The sequence below is a fragment of the Paenibacillus xylanilyticus genome (assembly GCF_013359935.1).
Lineage (GTDB): Bacteria > Bacillota > Bacilli > Paenibacillales > Paenibacillaceae > Paenibacillus > Paenibacillus xylanilyticus.
Genome location: NZ_JABMCB010000201.1, coordinates 348,076 through 367,788, shown reverse-complemented (window position 1 = coordinate 367,788; position 19,713 = coordinate 348,076). Strand labels below are relative to the sequence as shown.

The 19,713-nt window shown below is 49.1% G+C and carries 15 protein-coding genes and 2 tRNA genes; 6 read left to right on the top strand and 11 right to left on the bottom strand.

All coding sequences use genetic code 11. The features are described 5' to 3' along the window. Window positions 1–148 precede the first annotated feature (148 nt). Window positions 149–748, bottom strand: a complete 600-nt coding sequence (locus tag HP552_RS25865) for a flavin reductase family protein (protein ID WP_175398429.1) — start codon at window positions 746–748, stop codon at window positions 149–151. A gap of 157 nt (window positions 749–905) precedes the next feature. Here HP552_RS25865 and HP552_RS25860 point away from each other — a divergent pair, with 157 nt between their 5' ends. Next, on the top strand, window positions 906–1,604 hold the full coding sequence (locus HP552_RS25860) for an ArsR/SmtB family transcription factor (RefSeq protein WP_175398239.1): 699 nt from the start codon (window positions 906–908) through the stop codon (window positions 1,602–1,604). 216 nt (window positions 1,605–1,820) lie between these two features. Here HP552_RS25860 and HP552_RS25855 read toward each other — a convergent pair. The 3 genes from HP552_RS25855 to HP552_RS25845 form a co-directional block, all read right to left on the bottom strand. Then, window positions 1,821–1,909: transfer RNA gene (locus tag HP552_RS25855), tRNA-Ser, on the bottom strand. A 6-nt stretch (window positions 1,910–1,915) separates the two neighbouring features. Beyond that, a tRNA-Asn gene (locus tag HP552_RS25850) sits at window positions 1,916–1,991 on the bottom strand. A gap of 149 nt (window positions 1,992–2,140) precedes the next feature. After that, the gene (locus tag HP552_RS25845) at window positions 2,141–2,611 is read right to left on the bottom strand and encodes a SprT family protein (protein ID WP_175398238.1); all 471 of its coding nucleotides are present in this window, start codon (window positions 2,609–2,611) and stop codon (window positions 2,141–2,143) included. A gap of 120 nt (window positions 2,612–2,731) precedes the next feature. On the opposite strand from HP552_RS25845, the gene HP552_RS25840 reads away from it, so the two are divergent. Next, entirely contained in the window at window positions 2,732–3,088 is a 357-nt protein-coding gene (locus HP552_RS25840; protein ID WP_175398237.1) for a hydrolase/acyltransferase, read from the top strand. Between the two features lie 216 nt (window positions 3,089–3,304). Next, a complete protein-coding gene (gene cmpA / locus HP552_RS25835) occupies window positions 3,305–3,448 on the top strand; it encodes a cortex morphogenetic protein CmpA (RefSeq protein WP_095289070.1) in 144 nt (47 codons plus the stop codon). A 145-nt stretch (window positions 3,449–3,593) separates the two neighbouring features. Here the strand turns inward: cmpA and HP552_RS25830 are convergent, their stop codons facing one another. From HP552_RS25830 to HP552_RS25805, 6 genes are all read right to left on the bottom strand, one after another. Continuing rightward, window positions 3,594–5,813, bottom strand: a complete 2,220-nt coding sequence (locus HP552_RS25830) for a Tex family protein (RefSeq protein WP_246311051.1) — start codon at window positions 5,811–5,813, stop codon at window positions 3,594–3,596. 277 nt (window positions 5,814–6,090) lie between these two features. Next, window positions 6,091–8,280: an alpha-galactosidase gene (locus tag HP552_RS25825; protein WP_175398236.1), complete on the bottom strand. Its 2,190-nt coding sequence runs from the start codon at window positions 8,278–8,280 to the stop codon at window positions 6,091–6,093. 232 nt (window positions 8,281–8,512) lie between these two features. Then, window positions 8,513–8,863: a type II toxin-antitoxin system PemK/MazF family toxin gene (locus HP552_RS25820; RefSeq protein ID WP_024630714.1), complete on the bottom strand. Its 351-nt coding sequence runs from the start codon at window positions 8,861–8,863 to the stop codon at window positions 8,513–8,515. A gap of 3 nt (window positions 8,864–8,866) precedes the next feature. Further along, entirely contained in the window at window positions 8,867–9,148 is a 282-nt protein-coding gene (locus HP552_RS25815) for a CopG family ribbon-helix-helix protein (RefSeq protein ID WP_056699650.1), read from the bottom strand. Between the two features lie 262 nt (window positions 9,149–9,410). Then, window positions 9,411–10,598 carry an alanine racemase gene (gene alr, locus HP552_RS25810; RefSeq protein WP_175398235.1) on the bottom strand — a complete coding sequence of 396 codons (1,188 nt, stop codon included), beginning with the start codon at window positions 10,596–10,598 and terminating at the stop codon, window positions 9,411–9,413. Window positions 10,599–11,035: 437 nt separating this feature from the next. Then, a complete protein-coding gene (locus tag HP552_RS25805; RefSeq protein WP_175398234.1) occupies window positions 11,036–12,250 on the bottom strand; it encodes a DUF4367 domain-containing protein in 1,215 nt (404 codons plus the stop codon). Between the two features lie 287 nt (window positions 12,251–12,537). On the opposite strand from HP552_RS25805, the gene HP552_RS25800 reads away from it, so the two are divergent. Continuing rightward, window positions 12,538–14,040, top strand: coding sequence for a serine hydrolase (locus HP552_RS25800; protein ID WP_175398233.1), 1,503 nt, complete (start codon window positions 12,538–12,540; stop codon window positions 14,038–14,040). Window positions 14,041–14,079: 39 nt separating this feature from the next. Here HP552_RS25800 and HP552_RS25795 read toward each other — a convergent pair whose 3' ends face one another. After that, on the bottom strand, window positions 14,080–15,939 hold the full coding sequence (locus HP552_RS25795; RefSeq protein WP_175398232.1) for an ABC transporter substrate-binding protein: 1,860 nt from the start codon (window positions 15,937–15,939) through the stop codon (window positions 14,080–14,082). 132 nt (window positions 15,940–16,071) lie between these two features. Between HP552_RS25795 and HP552_RS25790 the strand changes: the two genes are divergently transcribed. Beyond that, the gene (locus HP552_RS25790) at window positions 16,072–17,316 is read left to right on the top strand and encodes an MDR family MFS transporter (protein WP_175398231.1); all 1,245 of its coding nucleotides are present in this window, start codon (window positions 16,072–16,074) and stop codon (window positions 17,314–17,316) included. A 256-nt stretch (window positions 17,317–17,572) separates the two neighbouring features. After that, complete coding sequence (locus tag HP552_RS25785; protein WP_246311050.1) at window positions 17,573–19,687, top strand: serine hydrolase domain-containing protein; 2,115 nt, start codon at window positions 17,573–17,575, stop codon at window positions 19,685–19,687. Window positions 19,688–19,713 lie beyond the last annotated feature (26 nt).

Genomic DNA, 19,713 nt, shown 5'->3' with positions numbered 1-19,713 from the left:
TTTACCCATTCCTTGTCCAATAAAATAATGAATTATGCCGGCTTGCTTCCGATTCAAAATGGCACATAAAAAAGTGAAGACCTGCATGGCCTCCACTTGTACATTCTGCATTACATAGGATGTTTCTATTCTTTCTTTTACCCCGATCCTATTCAGCACGGAAGTTCTCCCCTTGTCTCTCCCCCAAACCAAAGTAATGGCGAAAATTATAAATTAGCGGATCCCACTTCGCCGGATCAATTTTATTCGGTCCAGATATAAGCTTCTGTTGTGCATGTACCTTCAGTGCTTTTACCTCAACAACAGCCATATAAGGCGTATGCTCCGGCGTGCGGATATGCTGCACCGATGCCTCGATCTGAAGCGGACACTCCGCTATTTTCTGAGGTTGAACCAGAGTCGAGTCTTGTGCGGTTAGGCCCGCTGCTTTAAATTTTTCGGAACAAAATTCGTAACCCATTTGTTTCTTCTCCTCTGGAACCGGATATGTACCCGTATACCGTCCCAAAGATTCTACTTTCCTCCACATGGACGCATCCGGCAAATTAACTACACATTCAGGGTGTCTTCTTAAATTCTCATACGCTTTCCCCTGAATGCCCAAGCCAATGACAAGACAATCTCCGAGTGCCCAGGAAGAGGACAATGGAGACAGGTTGGTTGACCCATCTTCGTTCAGCGTGCTCAGTATCAAGACTGGTGTTCCATAGTATAAAATGCTTGGGTTAATCGTTTCGTGTTGATCCATTTCCGATCCTTCGGAAGATCGTTCTCTCATATTTTTCTGATTCATGTGTATACTCCATCTCCTGTCTCCTTCATTCGGGCCTTCACCATGGAGAGCTCTACCCCTGCGAAAGCCTGTCCTGATTGTAATACGCCAATAGTTCAAGTATCATCGAAGTATGAATGCATATCCAAATATATCTGTTATCGCCTCATTAATTGCTGATCCGAGTCGCGCTGTTTTTCTCGAAGCACTGCTGGGTGGACAGGCACTGCCAGCGGGTGAGCTTGCCTATATGGCTGGTGTCACACCCCAAACGGCGAGTAATCACCTTGCCAAACTCGTTGAAGGCGGACTGCTTGTCGTTGAACGGCAAGGAAGACACCGCTACTATCGTTTGGCAGGCCAGGAGATTGCTTTTCTGATTGAAACGATGGGCAGTATCGCCCCTCCTGTTCAGGTGCGGTCTCTCAAACAGTCCAATCAGCTGCAGCACCTGAGTTTTGCTCGTACCTGTTATGGTCATCTGGCTGGAAAGCTTGGGGTCTCTTTGTGCGATGCCTTATTGCGAGAAGGATACCTCGTAGAGCCAGAAGAAGACCAGGCCAAGGATTATCACATTACGGAGAAAGGAGTTCAATGGTTCACTTCATTCGGAATTGAACTTCAGGTGAAACCGGGGTCCCGGCGGGCCATTGCCCGTAAATGTCTGGACTGGAGCGAACGACGTCATCACATATCCGGACTGCTGGGAGAACAATTGGAACGCAGGCTCACTCAGCTGAACTGGACACGCAAGAAACCAGGCAGCCGTTCGGTTGAAGTTACGGAAGCCGGCAAGAAGGGTTTATACGAGGTCTTGGGAATCTCACTGTAGATGAAGCGGTGACGATCACCAAATGAGAAAAAGAAAAAAATCCCCTTCACGATGACTCGTTAGACGATTCATCGTGAAGGGGATTCTATTCGTGTAAATCAAAACGGAGAGAGAGGGATACTCTCACTTCGTTCGAGACTGCGATGTATCGCTATCGAAGCCTATGCTCCGACGAACCTCTAGGGTTCTCATCCCTTGCAGTGAAGTATATCAAAACGGAGAGAGAGGGATTCGAACCCTCGCACCGCTTACGCAGTCTAACCCCTTAGCAGAGGGTCCCCTTATAGCCACTTGGGTATCTCTCCAAGAAATGGCTCCCCGAACAGGACTCGAACCTGTGACAACTCGATTAACAGTCGAGTGCTCTACCAACTGAGCTATCAGGGAATAATCTCGAATAAACTTAATTTATCATGATTAATAAGCCAAGTCAACAGCCTTGTCTACACTTTCTTCCCAACTGTAAATACCCGGAAAAACGCCAATCCATGAGGTGCATTATCCCCATCTTCAGCAGGATCTGTTTATATAAGTAGCTACTCGTTAGTAATATGATGAAGACCCAGCTTGCCGGCGCACCTGCCGCATCTGTAACGCTTGGGATCCATTTTCCGTTTGCGCAAATATTCCGTACCACAGCTCTTGCATACAAGCTTGTAACGATATGGCAGCGGCTTCCTGCCCTTGCCGTCCGGAAGGGACTGACAGAACCGCGAACCCCCTACCTTTTGCAAAAGTGCCTTGAATTCCGGGTCCCTGTGGCGATAACCTCGTCCACGAATATGGAGATGGTAGTGACACAATTCATGCTTGATGATTTTCTCGACATCATCCCGCCCGTACGCTTCAAGCTGATGTGGATTAATCTCAATTCGATGACTCTTAAGCATATATCGCCCGCCGGTTGTCGTCAGACGTCGGTTAAACAGCGCCTCGTGGGTGAACGGAACCCCGAAATGCTCCAGAGATACCTGCTCAATCCACCGCTGCAATTCGGCATTATCCAACCGTTTCCCCTCCTTTCACACCCCTCGGACCGTTTCAATTTCCGGTATAATACTTGAATTTTAACCGTTTCGTAGGCTACACTGTCAAGTAGAATGTATGAGGGGAGATTATTACTCGTTATGCCTACAATGCGCTATGTCATCCTGCAGCAGGAACATCAACTGCAGTTTGTGGAAATGCCTGCCGATTACGCCTATCAGCTCAGTGCACTCAACCTGCGCCTGCACAAAGAGATTGATAAACTTACCGCAGCAGATGTACCTGTGCTGCCCTGGGCCATCGCTGAATGTGACAATCTTGATCTTCTGAACGAGCAGCTGAGCATCATCGGCGGGCTGGATTATATCAATGCGCTGGAGCAAAGTTTCGCCGCACTGCGTGAGACTCACTATCCGTTGATTTCCTTACTCACTGAAATTCGGGCGCTTCAGGCCCAATTGGAACAATGGTACGAAGAAGAAATGGAATCGCTCTGATTCATTATTCCTCATCTTTTCACCTGAATAACCGAACTTGAAAGCGCATTTTCCTAAACGGGATTTTGCGCTTTTTATCATATTCTGAACCGACATCGTCGAATGACGAGGCTGGATATTGATTTTTCCTGGCTCACCACGGGTTAATCCGCACAGTCCAGGCTGTTGCCACATATGCTAACGTACAGATGAATTATGCAAGAGGAGGAGATACCCTTGCCTCAATGGCTTTGCAATCAACTGATGCGTGCATTTCACAAAAAGGACAGCAGACAGATCAAGCTGCTGAACGAATGCTGGTTTTTTTACCGGAACAAACCTGCCAATGGCACACCGCGCAGCGCGGATCGTGAACTCTAGAACCTGACCTCACTCTTTATGTCCACATACAAGTCTCTCTCCCTTCAATAACTCATTCGAAGAATATGGAACGGACGACAATACCATTAAAGCCGACAACAAACAGCCTTCCCATTACAGGGAAGGCTGTTCTCCGATCTTTGGATTAGGAAGACTGCTGCGAGGCAGGCTTTTTCATCGTCAGGCCGACCCGGCCTTTTTTGGTATCCACATTCATAACCCATACCGTTACATTATCACCAACAGAAACTACATCCATCGGATGCTTGACATAACCGTTACTCAGTTGTGAAATATGGACAAGCCCATCACTTTTGATTCCGATATCCACAAAAGCCCCAAAATCAATAACGTTGCGAACGGTACCCTGCAGTTCCATGCCTTCGACCAGATCCTCAATTTTCAGCACATCCGTACGGAAAATAGGCAGAGGCATTTCTTCACGCGGGTCACGTCCAGGACGCTGTAAGCTATCCAGAATGTCGCGAAGTGTAGGCACACCCACGTCCAGTTTGACAGCCAGTTGTTCAGGCTGCTGCTCCGAGAGAAGCACGGATAGTTCCTTGCTTCCCAGCTTGTCCAGTTCAACCTGGAGTTCCTTGAACAGCTGATCGACGACCTTATAGGATTCCGGGTGAATCGGCGTACGATCCAGCGGATTTTCGCCTTCACCAATCCGCATGAAACCTACGCATTGCTCATAGGTTTTGGCACCCAGGCGAGGTACCTTCTGCAATTGACGACGGTTCGTGAACCGTCCGTTCTCTTCGCGGTACTTCACAATATTTTTGGCAATGGTGGCATTCACGCCGGCAACATAGGACAGAAGGGACGGCGAAGCCGTGTTAACATCCACGCCGACATGGTTAACCGCAGATTCTACGACTGCTTTCAGACTTTCCTCCAGAATCTTCTGGGAAACGTCATGCTGGTATTGGCCTACACCAATGGCTTTGGGATCAATTTTGACCAGTTCAGCCAGCGGATCCTGTACACGACGGGCGATGGAAGCTGCGCTGCGTTCCGCCACGTCCAGATCCGGAAATTCCTCCTGTGCCAGCTTGGAGGCGGAATACACACTTGCTCCGGCTTCATTGACAATCAGGTACACGAGACTCTCATCACCATTTTCCTGAATGATCTCGGCCACAAACTGTTCCGTTTCACGCGAAGCCGTCCCGTTACCGATAACGATAAGGCCGATGTCGTACTGCTTGATCATCCGATGGAACACTTCAGCCGCTTCACGTTTCTTGTTATGCGGCGGTGTCGGATAAGTGACAGCCACTTCCAGCAGTTTACCTGTGTCATCCACTACGGCCAGTTTACAGCCCGTACGGTAGGCTGGATCGACACCAAGCACACGTTTGCCGTGAATTGGCGGCTGAAGCAGCAGATTGCGCAGATTGGCAGAAAATACCGAGATCGCCTGGCTTTCACCCTTTTCCGTCAGTTCAGCTCGAACCTCACGCTCAATCGACGGAGCAATAAGGCGCTTATAGGCATCTTCAATCACAGCGCGCAATATATCCTGTACCGCAGATGCTCCTTTGATAATCTGACCTTCCATATGACGGTGGGCAGGCTCTGGCTGTACATCGAGACCCACTTTCAGAATGTTCTCACGCTCCCCGCGGTTAATGGCGAGTATCCGGTGCGGAGGCATCTTTTTGGCCAATTCACGATAGTCATAATAGTTCTCGTATACAGATTCCTGCTCAGCATCCTTCGCTTCCGAAGTCAGCATGCCGTGATCCAATGTGTACCGGCGAATCCATGCACGTATCGCTGCGTCATCCGCAATATTCTCGGCCAGGATATCTTTGGCTCCCTGGAGAGCTGATTCAGCATCCTCGACTCCGAGTTCAGCATTGATGTAACGCGAGGCTTCTTCCAGAGCATTTCCCTGTTTAGGTTGGCTCCAAATCCATACAGCCAGCGGCTCAAGCCCTTTTTCTTTGGCGACACTGGCACGCGTTTTCCGCTTCTGACGATATGGACGGTACAGGTCTTCCACTTCCTGAAGCTTGACCGCTTGGGTAATGGACTGTTTCAGTTCTTTAGTCAGCTTGCCTTGTTCTTCTATAATACGGATGACTTCCACTTTGCGATCCTCTAGATTACGCAAGTATACGATGCGTTCCTCGATGGACCGCAGCTGGTTCTCATCCAGCTCTCCTGTCATTTCTTTACGGTAGCGGGCGATAAACGGAATCGTATTGCCTTCGTCCAAAAGCTCCGACGTCGTGCGCACCTGCTTCAAGGACAGTGACAGTTCCTTGGCTACCTGTTTGATGATTCTTTCCTGGCGTTCCGCCTTTATTGTTTCTTCATTGGGTTCCAGAACCGTTCCCTGTTCAGACAAATAAATCCCTCTTTCCTTCCTGAATCGTTTCAGATCAAGCATGTTCAGGGCAGCTATGCTGCAGTAATCACAGTATCAAACCTGCATTCAAGCAGATTGCTCTTCCCTATATTATCACAAAATTCCGTTCAGTTTTCCAGCATTCATCCCGGTTACAAGTTCTTACAATCCAGATCCTGCTTCATAACTTCGCCTAACCCATGAGAAAAGACCGAAAAACGTCACCCCGACGTATCCCGGTCTTCCCCGAAAAGCACTGCATTAAACGCTGAATTAACTATACCCGTTCAAATCGGAACATCTCGCTCAGATAATCACCTGATGCACGGCCTACAGAAATTCCGCCATACATCAATGCATCCCCTGTATACGTCTCGGTGCTGCCTTTCAGACGGTAATCCGCATCCGGATCTAGTCCTTTCAGCTTGAGACGTTGAAGCGGCGCATTCGGTTCAGACAACACACGGAAATAGAATACAACCGCTTCGCTGCCGTCCGGTGCAATAAACATCCATGCCGTTTCGTTCCCCTCAAACGGACTGAGCAAACGACGGAACGTTCCATACTGAATGGTATTCCGAATCTCTTTGTACAGCTCCACCTGAGCCTTTACAATAGCGTTCTCTTCCTCAGTGAACCGAGTCAGATCAAGCTCATATCCGAAGTTGCCTGACATGGCAACATGTCCGCGAGTCTCCAGCGAAGTGATTCGGTTCACTTGATGATTCGGTACTGCAGAGATATGTGATCCCATGGAACTTACCGGGTATACCAGACTCGTTCCGTACTGGATACGCAAACGGGACACGGCATCCGTATTGTCGCTTGTCCACGTTTGTGGCATGTAATACAGCATTCCCGGATCGAAGCGGCCGCCGCCACCAGAACAGCTCTCAAACAGAATATTAGGGAATGAGGATGTAATTCGTTCCATCACTTCATACAATCCAAGCATGTAGCGGTGTGCCGTCTCACGCTGTCTATCCGCTGGCAGCAGCGCAGAACCCACTTCCGTCATATTTCGGTTCATATCCCACTTCACATAAGAGATCGGTGCAGATCCCAACACGTCACTCAGCATGCGTACGATTTCATCCCGGACATCCTGACGGGAGAAATCCAGCACCAGCTGCTGTCTGCCCTCTGTCCGGCGACGGTCAGGCACGTGCAGGCACCAGTCCGGATGCTTGCGGTACAATTCACTGTCCGGCGAGATCATCTCAGGCTCGAACCACAGTCCAAACTGCATGTCGAGTCCGGTTACCCGGCTCGCCAGGTCATCAAGACCTTGAGGCAGCTTGTTCTTGTCCACAATCCAGTCACCCAGCGAGGAGTTGTCGCTGTCGCGATGTCCGAACCAGCCGTCATCCAACACAAACAGCTCAATACCGAGTTTCTGTCCTGCACGCGCAATCTGTTCAATCTTGTCTGCATTAAAGCCAAAATACGTTGCTTCCCAGTTGTTCACCAGTACCGGGCGCTCCGCATTGCGGAACTTGCCGCGGGCAAGCCGTTCGCGATACAGTTCATGATAAGACTGGGACATGCCGTCCAGTCCTGCATCAGAATATACCATGACCGTCTCAGGCGTCTGGAAAGCTTCTCCGGATTCAAGCTTCCAGCTGAACTCAAACGGGTTAATGCCAAGTGATACACGCGTAGTGTGGAACTGATCCACTTCCGCTTGGGCTGTGAAGCTTCCGCTGTAAACGAGACTGAAGCCGTACACTTCTCCCTGATCTTCATCCGTACCAGGAGTCATCAGCGCGATAAACGGGTTCTGTTGGTGGCTGCTTGAACCACGACGGCTCTCCACGCCTTGCAGGCCGGAAGCAAGAGGGCGACGGACAATATCGCGTTCCCGCGTCCATGCACCCGATAGCTGCAGCAGCTCATAATCGGCATGCGGGAAGTCTACGGATGTGCTTAGTGCGCGCGCCACGTTCACCGAGGCAGCGCTCTCATTTATGATACGCATGGACCGCGTAATGGCGTTGAAGGACGAATAAGCTGTATAGGAGAGCTCAATGCGGACTCCTGCCACGCGGTCTTCCATCTCGATCACCAGCGTATCCGCTTCATCTGCAGCTTCCACGTAGGTTGCCGGCAAACCCTGAAGGGCAGGTTTTCCTTTTTCCAATCGGTGGCCAACATATGTGAATTCCGAAACGCTTGAACCATTCTCAAGTTGAAGCTGAACTGCAGGGTTACGGAAATCACTTGTTCCATAGACTGGCAGTTCCAGTGGCAATGTATCAAATGAAATCGTCCGATCTTCCGGTACCGGATTCGGGCTGAAGGAAGCACGCTCGGTCCGAACATGCAGCCAGCTCAGGTCCGTGTCGCGTAATTTCTTGCCATAATACAGCTGTACCAAATATCCCGAAGGCAGCACCAGGAATACATAACTCGCCTTGCGGGTCTGTAAATGAAATTGTAATTTCTCCTGGTTAATATAAATGCTCATATGTCTCCTCCACCTCTATATACGTCATGGCGTAAACGGTTTCTCAGGTTCCATTATAACGAAAAGCCTGCCAATGTTCTACGCTTTCATTTTTTGTTTAATCAAAAGAGCGTACCGCTGCCCTTGGGCTGCAATACGCTCCTATGATCTGTTGTCTGTAATTGTGTGTTCCCCGCAAGGAACATCCCGTTACGGGCGGATGGCGGGCAGCCCAAACGGACTGCCTTGCACCCTAAAAATCGATCAAACCCAGACTGATCTGCAACGCCTCATTGACCAATTTCATGGTCTCCTCGTCCAGATGGGTAATCTTGTCAGTCAGTCTTTGTTTGTCAATCGTCCGTATTTGCTCGAGCAAGATAACCGAGTCCCGGTCAAAGCCATGTGCTGCAGCATCAATCTCTACATGCGTCGGAAGCTTTGCCTTCTGAATCTGGGCGGTAATAGCCGCCACGATACAAGTTGGACTGAACCGGTTACCGATGTCATTCTGGATGACCAGCACCGGCCTGACTCCACCTTGCTCGGAACCGACAACGGGAGAAAGATCCGCAAAAAAAACGTCACCGCGTTTTACGATCAATGTCTACACCCCGCTAACTAAGCGGTCCAGAGTGCTGTCCGCATCTTCCTCCGCGTGAAAGGCCTCGGATGCCATGGTTAGATTAATTTTTGCCATCTCCATGTACCCGCGCTGCATGGACTCACGGATGTAACGTTTCTTCCGCTCCGTCAAATACAGCTTCATGGCCTGCCTAATCAATTCGCTGCGGTTGGAATTCTCCAGCGCTACGATGCCATCCACTTCCTGCAGGAGATGATCAGGCAAACTGATCATAATCCGCTTGGTGTTCTGCAAGTTGGCCACCTATCTTCCACCCCCACAAACCTTTCGCCATTGTGAACCAGTATTACGTTTTTCCAGAACTTTTATACAAAGGAATATATATGCCCCGAGTATATCAAGTATGCTGTACTCCATTATAAACATGGGGGGCAATATTCGTACAGACCAAACATCTCTTTTCAGGATTTTTCATCCTCGTCAATATAACAACATTCGAGATGCTCCGACAGTTTTCCTTCTGTTCCGAAAAAAAGTTTAATGGAAATAGCGTCCAGTTGACCTGTCAGGATGTCAAAAGAGGATTAACCTTGACGACTTCCACACCGTTCCGGAAATAAATTCGCGGAATCCGGTGGGCCATCATGCAGATCACCTCGTAGGCAATCGTACCAAGCTGGGTAGCCACTTCATCTGCGGTGATGACACCATCAGAATGGTGACCGATGAGAACAACCTCTTCGCCGGCTTGAATTTCTTCCGCCTCTTCAGCGAAAGATTGCAGCGACACCATACACTGATCCATGCAGATCGTACCGACGACGGGAACACGGCGGCCACGTACAAGCACTTGAGCTTTACCTGTCAGCATTCTTGAAAATCCGTCTGCATAGCCGATAGGCAGGGTCGCAATTCGTTCGTTCCCTTGAGTCACATAACGGGTTCCGTAGCTGACGCCCCAATGAGGCGGCAGCGTTTTGACCAGAACCGCCTTCGTCTTCAGTGTCAATACCGGGATCAGCTTCACTACCTGATGATTCACCTCGGCTGAAGGGTACAGCCCATACAGACTGATGCCCACTCGAACCATGTTATAGGATAATTCCGGTGTATCAATGGCAGCGGCACTGTTCGCCGTATGTATAATCGGGATGACACATCCCTGATCCCGCAGCGCTTCAACCACGCTTCGAAACCGTCGATACTGCTCCAGTGTATAGGTCTTGTCTTCTTCATCCGCCTTGGCATAATGGGTAAACATGCCTTCGAGCAGGACCTGCTCCATGGCTGCCACTTCCTGTATGAAAGCGAGAGCTTCCTCACCGGGAAGCAGACCCAGCCGTCCCATACCGCTGTCGATTTTGATATGAACCTTCAGTTTATTATGGGAAGATCCTGTATCCAGATCTCGAATCGCTTCAAGCACTTCCCTGCTGAACAGGGTTATGGTCACATCATGTTCCCTGGCCACAGCAATGCCTTCAGGCGGTGTATAACCCAATACCAAGATCGGAGCCTTGATTCCGTTTTGCCGCAGTTCAATCGCCTCATCCAGAAAAGCGACACTCAGATAATCCACTCCGATTCGTTCCAGTTCTCTGGCCGTCTCCACAGCACCATGTCCATAGGCGTTGGCCTTGACACAAGCTAGAAACTTCATGCCTTGCGGCAGGGCTGAGCGGAAAGCATCCACGTTGTTTCTCAAATGATCCAAGTTGATTTCCGCTTGGGTTGGCCGATATTGTCCTTGCACGTTCTGTCACCTTCTCTAGTCATCTTAATCCGGCTCACATATCAGACTCCATCGTAATGCTCAAGCATGTGACTGTCAAATGAACAGAAGAACAGCTACTCCAAACACGTGCCAAACATGATTTCGAAGCCGGAGACGGATGAAGAAACAGGCTGATAAGCGATACAACATGAATACTAAATGCATCTTCACGTCATGTCCTATCTGCCTATACCGATTACTTACCCGGTTCCTCCCGCATAGAAGCGTGTTTTGTATTATTGGGTCAACCTGCCCAGTCTCTGCTCACCTTCTGAGGCTGTAAACATTACGGCATAGGAAGCTTTTATTCTCATACTATGCTGCAGGAACCTATCTGTGTACATTGAAAAGCACCGGAGAACAAGTCCCCGATGCTCTTTATCATTCCTAATGCCCTGTCTACTATACCTTTAACATCATTTGCCTGACTGCTCCTGCATGGATGTTGCAATCTGGACCATTTCACTCTCAGGCAGATCGGCACTTGTTATTCTGTATTCGATTCCATCCGTCATCCATGTCAGCGTCTGTAATGCATCTCCGCTCAGCATTCCCAGCGTGAATCCGAGATCCACAACGCGAGATGGGGCGAGGGAAACAGCTCTGTCCTGTGGTCTGGCTTCAAAAATCGTATAATTATACGTTCCTTCGTAGCGGAGCATGACAGAATAATCGCCGGACTCCTCTACAATCTGATCGTCTTTCAGCTTGACCCCTTCCGGAGCGTATGTCGGTTCAATCACGCCAAAACTGTCTGACCCTTCCGGTTCCGTCATGGTAGGCTCCTCTGTACCCGGATCGGCACTGGCCTGATCTTGAGCTTCTTGCTGTTCGTTGTTCTCGTTCACACCAGTTTGTCCGTCACTGACTCCTTCACTGGAACCAGTAGCAGGTTCTTGGCCCGGGTCAGTCTCAGAGCTTGCCGGCTCCTTGGTGCCATTCTCCCCTGCCTGTTCAGCCGGATTACTGCCTGTATCCGTTCCGCTGTTTCCTTCTGTCCCAGCTGTCATGTTCCGCTGCATATCAAATGCATCCTTGCCGAATTCGGCACCGAATTTGAAGCTATCAAATTTGACATCAACCACTACGTTTGCGTTGGAGTCGGATACCTCCACCTGCTTGGGCGCATAATCACTTTTGTTCAGCCAGATTTTCTGTCTGACCAGCGCATGCGTATTGTAATTGGCAGCTACATCAAATACATAACTTTCCTTTTCATCCGCAAACTGACGGGTTGTATCGCCTGTAATGCTGCGAATCAGCGTCTCATAGAGATAGACCTGACCCTGGTTATCCGGCCAGTTGCTCTGGAAGCGGAAGCTTTTGTTCTGGCTTGGTGTCAGGACGAATACGCCCTCATCGTTCCGCAGTACAATCTGGGTAACATCCTTTTTGGCATTGGTAAGAGCAATTCGGTAATATGAAGGCTTCTGATGCCACACCTCGACCTTATACTGCTGCGGCGTATCTCCGGTGTGCAGTGTCATGACACCTGCTCCCTGGTAACTTTCCATCTCTCCTACGACTTCGTTCAGATCTTTGACCACGGCTGCCGCATCCTTCTTCCCGCAGGCGGCAAGTAAGGCCGATAAGACCAATACCATGGCAAGCATCCATGATATTCGGCGCATGACATCATCCCCTTTAGCACATGTTTTCACTTCAGGATTGTGCGTACAGCAGAACCCCTACTTGATTAGTACATGTCTATGAGGGACTTGTTCGATTTATGCGGACTGGTTTGACAAGCTTTCAATCCCCTTGTTAGGACAAGTGCTGCCAGACAAATCAGTCTCGGGTCGGATGTTAACTTTATCCAAAAAAGGCATAGTTGATATGGAACAATCTCATGCACGACATTACATACGATTTGTGTTTTCTTTTGAACTTATTTCACATTTACATTGGAGGGAAATTAATGACCATAACAAAACTTCACTCATCGCTGGACGGATTGGATGAATTTGTAGCTGAGCAGCTGCAATTATGGAAAGGTGTTGGCGCAGCGGTCGCTGTCATTCACAAGGATGAAGTCATTTGGCAAAAAGGCTACGGGTACCGCGATCTGGACTCCAAACTTGAAGTGACTCCACATACCCTGTTTGCCATCGGATCCAGTACCAAAGCTTTTACAGCAACAACAGCTGCCATGCTTGTCGATCAGGAACTGCTGAAATGGGATACGCCAGTTAAAACATATATGGAAGATTTTAAAATGTTCGACCCTGTGGCCACAGAGCGCCTGACCATTCGCGATATGTTATGCCATCGTTCGGGACTCCCCAGACATGAGATGATATGGTACAACTCTGCACGGACCAGAGAGGAACTCGTAAACGCTCTACAGTATCTTGAACCGAATGAGGATTTCAGGAATAAGTGGCAATATCAAAACCTGATGTACATGACAGCAGGCTACTTGGTCGGTAAGTTGAAGGAAACTTCCTGGGAGAAGCTCGTTCAGGATCACCTGTTTGGGCCGCTGGGGATGAAGTCCAGCCTGTTCTCGGTGGATCAAATGCAGCTTCAGCCTGATTTTGCCGCTCCATATATGGAAAAAGACGGCGAACATCTACGAATTCCTTATCGAAACATCGATGCCGTGGGTCCGGCAGGTTCCATCAACAGCAATCTGGAAGACATGATCGCCTGGCTGCGATTGCAATTGAATCAGGGACAGCATGATGGGCAACAATTGGTTTCCAAGGAACAAATGGAAGAATTGTACAGTCCCCAGATGCCGTGTGATTCTCCCTTTCAAGGCCCAGAATTGCCTGTCAGCACTTACGGACTGGGCTGGTTCATCGAACCTTACCGCGGCCATCAGCTGATTCATCATGGCGGCGCCATTGATGGCTTTAGTTCGCAGGTTGCCTTTATGCCAGAGGAAGAGATTGGGATCGTAGTGCTATGTAATACCAATGGGAGCATCATTCCATATACCGTTACGTTCAACATCATGGATCGTCTCCTTGGTAAGGAACCCGTGGATTGGAGCGGTAAATTGGCCAAATTGATGGGGGGTGAGGAATCGCCTGAGTCTGAATTAACGGAAACTCAAGATACCTTAGATCCGCAAGCGAAACCAGCAGCCAGCACGGAGGAAAAAGAGGATGAAGTGAAAGCCGAACCCCTTGACCGGCCTATAACTACTTATGTAGGCATTTACAATCATTCTGGCTACGGAGAGATGTCCATTCAACAAAAAGAGGATGGATTAGAGGCTATTTTCAATGACATGGAAATGCCTATGGAATACACCGGAAATGACACCTTCTCTGTCCTGCTTGTTCTGTTTGGACTGAAGATCACGTTCACTTTTCAGATGGATGAACAGAATAAAGCTCGTTCCATTTCCATTCCATTTCTAATGGAACCAGGTACGAAACCTATTGAGTTTACTAAGAAAAGCACAGAATAACCGTTCGCTCTTCAAGGCTCATCCCGCCTGTGGCTCACCTTACCACAGCGGGATGTAAGCCGGATAACTCGTTTCCTCATTCTTGGCGTCCGGTTTGCGTTTCACCCACAACCGGCGCAAATCCGGCATCCCAAATCCGACAACCTTGTAATCACGGAGTGAGGGATGATGGGCGTGTTCTTCCCTGAAACTGTATGCGGGAAGCAGCAAAGCCTCGTCAACAAGTCTGGCTTCCAACTCCAGCAATGCTCCCAATCGCTCGCCACCATCCTGAATTCCTACGATGCGCCTGCACTCCTGATCCAATTCCCTTTTCCAAACATCATCCATGGCAACAAGGAACAGCGTATTCTGAAAAGTATACATGGTCAACAGGCCCAGCATGGCATGCTCATCGAATACCTCTCCTGTGTATACGAGATCACATGATCCGAATTCATCATGATACACCGCACTAACCGGATCACCTGGCACTACGGTTACATGCAATCCGATCTGTTCACAACGTTGAACGAACCAGAGCATGTCCGTCTCCATCTTCTTTCCATCCTCCACCCATAACCGCAGCGTTTGGCCTGCATAGCTGCTTCGTTTCAACAGCTCTTCAGCTCTGATCAACGAGGTTCTCGTGTTGGACTCCAACGTCTCCGGTCGCTTCTGTTGTATAGAGCAGCCCACAATTTCTGCATCCGTTGGTTCCCAAAAATGCTCCCGTACCAGACTATATGCAGGCTGTGTGCCCGTACCCGGAAACGCATCCATCATCTCCTGCTGATTCAACAGCTGCTGCACAGCCCGGCGAAAATATATATCCTGCTGCGGACCTTCTTTTCGCATATTAAATGTCATATAGACTCCGCCCTGAACTTCATGCTGAACTGCATGAGGCTGTCCATCCGGAAACAAGTCCTGCTTGATTACCGACTCCATCAGTCCGGACTGCGGAAGCTGCCACACCTCAACCCGATCAATGTAGGCACGCCCTCTGAAATAGGAAGGGAATACGTCCAGAACCAGCAGTCTGGGGTGATTACGCGTTAAACGATAAGGTCCTGTTCCAATGGGATGCATCCGGTCGGGCTCCACATCCCGGGGCAAAATTGATGCACACATGCTGCTCATCAGATCCGGAAACATGAAATTTGGGTTATGCAGCACAAAACGTACGGTCAGAGCATCAAACGTCTCTATTTTCGCAATCGTGCCAAACAGCGGCCGGCAGGGATTGTCGATATCCAAAATAATTCGTTCAAACGTGAACTTTACATCGTCTGCTTCGAGTACCCTGCCATGATGAAAAAGAACGCCTTTGTGCAAATAAAATGTCCACTCCGTCCCTTCCGGGTTGCTCTCCCATGCCACGGCAAGACTCGGCTCACACATCTGACGCTCAGCATTGTAACGTACCAATCGATCAAAAACCTCAGCTACAATGCCCACTTCTCCCCACATGGCAGCCTGGGTCGGATCCAATGTCTCAAACGGAAAGTTCTGTGGTATCCGCAGCGTGTCAATCCTTCCCATAGCACCCTGGTCTGAACGAAGACCAAACTGGTCCTGTAATCCTTGCATCAACATTTCCCGTAACGAAAACGGCAGTCTGGCGGCCAATTCATATGCTTCTTCCAGCCTGTTGCCTTGCAGAAGGCGATCAAACCTCTCTCTGGCTACCTCAAGGAGGGGTACACAAAAGACGAGTACAGACTTTTTGCCCCTGCCGCGCTTCGGATTCCATTGTATCCAGTTGTTATCCATGAACTTGTTCATAATCAGATTCATATTGCGCATGGTGCAGCACAAATGTTGTGCCAGTTCACCAATTGTCGTATGCAATTCCTCCTCATCATGAACGTTCGAAAAGGTCATACGCAATTGAATATAATGGTCTGCTACTTCCACTGAATCCCCCTGCCCTTCTACCCTTGCTAAAATACGAAATCCTTTCACACGCTTCTACAGTTTTTCTTCAGGTTTTCCTCCATTATACTCAGTAACATCCACATGACCAACGGGAAGGAAGAATTGCATCTGATGAAATATGCCGATTTGCACCGCAATATCAAAATTCGTATTATCACTGATTTTTTTACGGACCTGACACAGAAATCCATCATCCCTTTTATGGCGATTTATCTGAGCGTACAGATGGGGGCAGGTTGGGCTGGCCTGCTGTTGACAGTCAATATTGTTTCCTCCATGATCGCTGGCTTGGGCGCAGGGTACTGGTCAGATCGGATTGGACGCAAAAAAATGATGGTTATTGCTCAATGTGCGCAAGTATTCGCCTTGTTCTGGCTGGCTGCAGCGAATTCACCCTGGCTGAATTCGGTAGAACTGACTTGCGTCATGTTTTTTCTTAGCAGTCTAAGCTCCGGCATCACCATTCCGATCGCAGGTGCGATGATCGTGGACGTAAGCAGTGAACATGAGCGACATTATGTATACGGATTACAGTATTGGACGACCAATGTAGCTGTTACGTTTGGAGCTTTGATGGGCGGATTATTATTCGACTCCTTCCGATTCGTCCTGTTCAGTCTGGTATTTGCAGAGAGCTTGATCACGTTGTTCATCCTAATGTTTTTCATTCAGGAAAGCATGGAAAGAACGGACTCCAGTCAGGTCGCCACCCCGATCAGAAAAAACATGCTGAAGACCTATGGAAGTGTACTCAGGGACAAACGGTTCATGGTCTTTTTCACTGCATCGGTGCTGGCCGTCTCTCTCGAGTTCCAAATGGATAAATACATCGCTGTCCGTCTCAAAAGTGAATTCAGTGCCCAACTGCTCCATTGGGATATTTCAGGATTGCACATGTTCAGTCTAATCATGGCCATCAACACGGTAATGGTCGCCTTGGTCGCTATCCCATTCTCGAAATGGATGGCACGTTTCCAGTCCAGATCCATCATGACAGTCGGCATGTGCCTCTACACGGCCGGGTTTGCCGTATTAGCATTCAGCAACTGGGCTCTTCTCCTAATCGGGTCTGCTGTTCTGTTGACGATTGGCGAACTCATGTATTCGCCGGTACGCCAGGTTCTTCTTGCCGGGATGATTCCCGATTCGAATCGGGCGGCTTATATGGCCGCAGATGGCATGAGTTATAATGCAGCTGCCCTGCTTGGCAGCCTGGGATTAACGATTGGAGCTTTTCTGCCTTCATATGCTATGGCAGGCCTGTATGTCATCATTGGTGCCTCTGCACTCATATTTTTCCGACAATCGCTCAAGCCCTTAACGGGGCCCAGTGAGTCCTTGCCATGTGCATCATGAGCTGATGACAGAGAAAGGGAAGCCTTTTGGCTTCCCTTTTGCTATACGGCTTTGTTCCCTTTTCTAATTCGCTTCTGTTTGCAATCTGGATGGAATGAAAAACACATCGCAATCCACTTTTGTGAAACCTACTTTGCCAATAGGAAGTAATACACAGTGATCAGGCTTTTTTCCAAAATTTACGTTAAGGAGTGTTTACATGCATCTACCCAATCGAAGGACCCGCTTCAGAACCACCTCGCTAACAGGAGCTTTCATGGCCTTCATCTTGTCGTTAAGTCTCTGGGCACCAGCGGTTCATGCGGAAACCGCAGCAGCCCCGGTCAGTGAAAAAGGACAAACCAAAGCGCTGACGAACGAATCAGCATCAGCATTTCTCGATACGTTTTTCGATTCTCCCGAAGCCAAGGCCCAGTATGTTGGCGCTTCCGTTGTTGTGGTCAAGGATGGCAAAGTACTCGCGGAAAAAGGCTATGGCTATGCCGATCAAGAGGACAAAACACCTGTCGATCCGAAGAGTACTGCTTTTCGCGTAGCCTCGGTCTCCAAAACATTTACGGCAGCAGCCGTTATGCAATTGGTAGAGCAGGGCAAGGTTGATTTGCAAGCGGATTTTCAGACCTATGTAAAGGGACTTGAATTCGATAATCCTTTCGACAAACCCGTCACTGTGGAAAACCTGCTTACACACACCACCGGATTCGAGATTCGCGATCCCCAGCAGGAAGACATCCACGCTGATTTCAACAAAACGGTCACCATGGAGGAATATGCACAGCAGCACATGCCTCCTGTCGTTAGAGAACCTGGCAGCGCCTACATGTACGACAACTTCTCTTTTCTGCTGCTCGGTATGATTGTAGAAAATGTCAGCGGCGAACCATTTGAAACATACATGCAGCAGCACATTTTCAAACCACTGGGTATGGATAACAGCAGTTTTGTGCTGAGTGACAAGTTCAAGGACCAGCTTGCAACAGGCTATGACGCGTTACATAATCCGCTTGATCTGTACACCCTCTCCCCAACGCCGATGCCGCAAGGAGGCATGTTGTCCACAGCAGAAGACATTGGGGATTTCATGATCGCTTTCCTGAATGATGGTGTGAAGGACAATGAGCGTATTCTGAAGGAATCCACTGTCAAAAGCATGGAGCAATATCGCTCTTCCATCCATCCGGTACTTCCGGATACAACGTATGGATTTGAAGCTGCATTCCAGCTGCCTGGTGCAGGCAGCAGTCCCGAAATTATTACCAAAGCAGGCGACCTGGTCGGTTTCAGCTCTTATCTCTTCCTCATCCCTGAGCAAAATACAGGCGTCTTCCTTACGTACAACCAGGCGGGAGCTCTTCGCAATCTGTTCTACCCGGCTTTCATCCAGACCTTCTTCCCACAATATGCGGAGCCGGTCGAATTCAATGAGTTCACACCCCAATCTACAGATGAGCTGCAGCGCTTTGCTGGGCTGTACGCCGATCTAAGACTTAGCACGATTGTTAGCTCTCTGAAAGGCGGCACAGAATTGGGCCAACTGAGTATTTCGGATGCCTTCCTGGGCCAACGCCCCCTGATTCAAGTGGATGAGAACCTGTTCAAGGATGGGTTAACTGGTCAATTCACAGCCTTTAAGGAGAATGCAGACGGAACGATTTATATGAAGGAGCCTTACCTCAATCCGCTGGGATATGAGAAAAAAGGACAGCAGCCTCAGGGATTCCGGGATGTTCGTCCGGAGAGCCCTTATGCCGAGGCCATCTATGGATTACAGTCGCTTGGTCACTATGAAAATGATGCAAGCGAAGCTTTTCAACCCAAGTCAGCCGTTACACGTGCTGAATTCATTGAAGACGTTCTGAAAATGAGCGGACTCAAGCCAAGCAAAACAACACCGCCAGCTGATACGGACTGGGCCAATCATGCAGCAGCAGGCTACATCCAGCTCGGTTATGAATCCGGCATGATCACAGGTGCGGATTCGAAACAGTTCAAGCCGGATCAAGTTATTACCCGCCAGGAAGCCATGGTTATGATCTGGAGATCACTGCAGCTGCAATATCCAAATGAGCTGTTCCAGGATGTGAAACTTGCTGGCCATTCGGATAAATGGGCTGTACCCGCAATCCAGATGATGGTTAAGCTCGGTATCCACGGACCCGAAGTGAAAGTATTGGAGGATGGCTCTGTGGATGTCCTCGCTCACAAACCGCTTATTCGTCAAGAAGAGGCAGCCATCATGTATCAACTGTTTACGCAACCAACAGATAAGATTGTGTCTGAACTTATGGCTCAGCAGCCTCAACCAGAAACCTCCAATGTTGATGAAGCTGTTGAGGAGCAGCCTTCATCTGCCAATACGGAGACACCATAATTACAGCTGCATAACTCATATGCAGA

Bases quoted from the DNA above. Each gene is read 5' to 3' on its own strand.
- HP552_RS25865 (WP_175398429.1), bottom strand. From the start codon at position 748: ATGGATCAACACGAAACGATTAACCCAAGCATTTTATACTATGGAACA.
- HP552_RS25860 (WP_175398239.1), top strand. From the start codon at position 906: ATGAATGCATATCCAAATATATCTGTTATCGCCTCATTAATTGCTGAT.
- HP552_RS25840 (WP_175398237.1), top strand. From the start codon at position 2,732: ATGCCTACAATGCGCTATGTCATCCTGCAGCAGGAACATCAACTGCAG.
- HP552_RS25825 (WP_175398236.1), bottom strand. From the start codon at position 8,280: ATGAGCATTTATATTAACCAGGAGAAATTACAATTTCATTTACAGACC.
- HP552_RS25805 (WP_175398234.1), bottom strand. From the start codon at position 12,250: ATGCGCCGAATATCATGGATGCTTGCCATGGTATTGGTCTTATCGGCC.
- HP552_RS25800 (WP_175398233.1), top strand. From the start codon at position 12,538: ATGACCATAACAAAACTTCACTCATCGCTGGACGGATTGGATGAATTT.
- HP552_RS25790 (WP_175398231.1), top strand. From the start codon at position 16,072: ATGAAATATGCCGATTTGCACCGCAATATCAAAATTCGTATTATCACT.
- HP552_RS25785 (WP_246311050.1), top strand. From the start codon at position 17,573: ATGGCCTTCATCTTGTCGTTAAGTCTCTGGGCACCAGCGGTTCATGCG.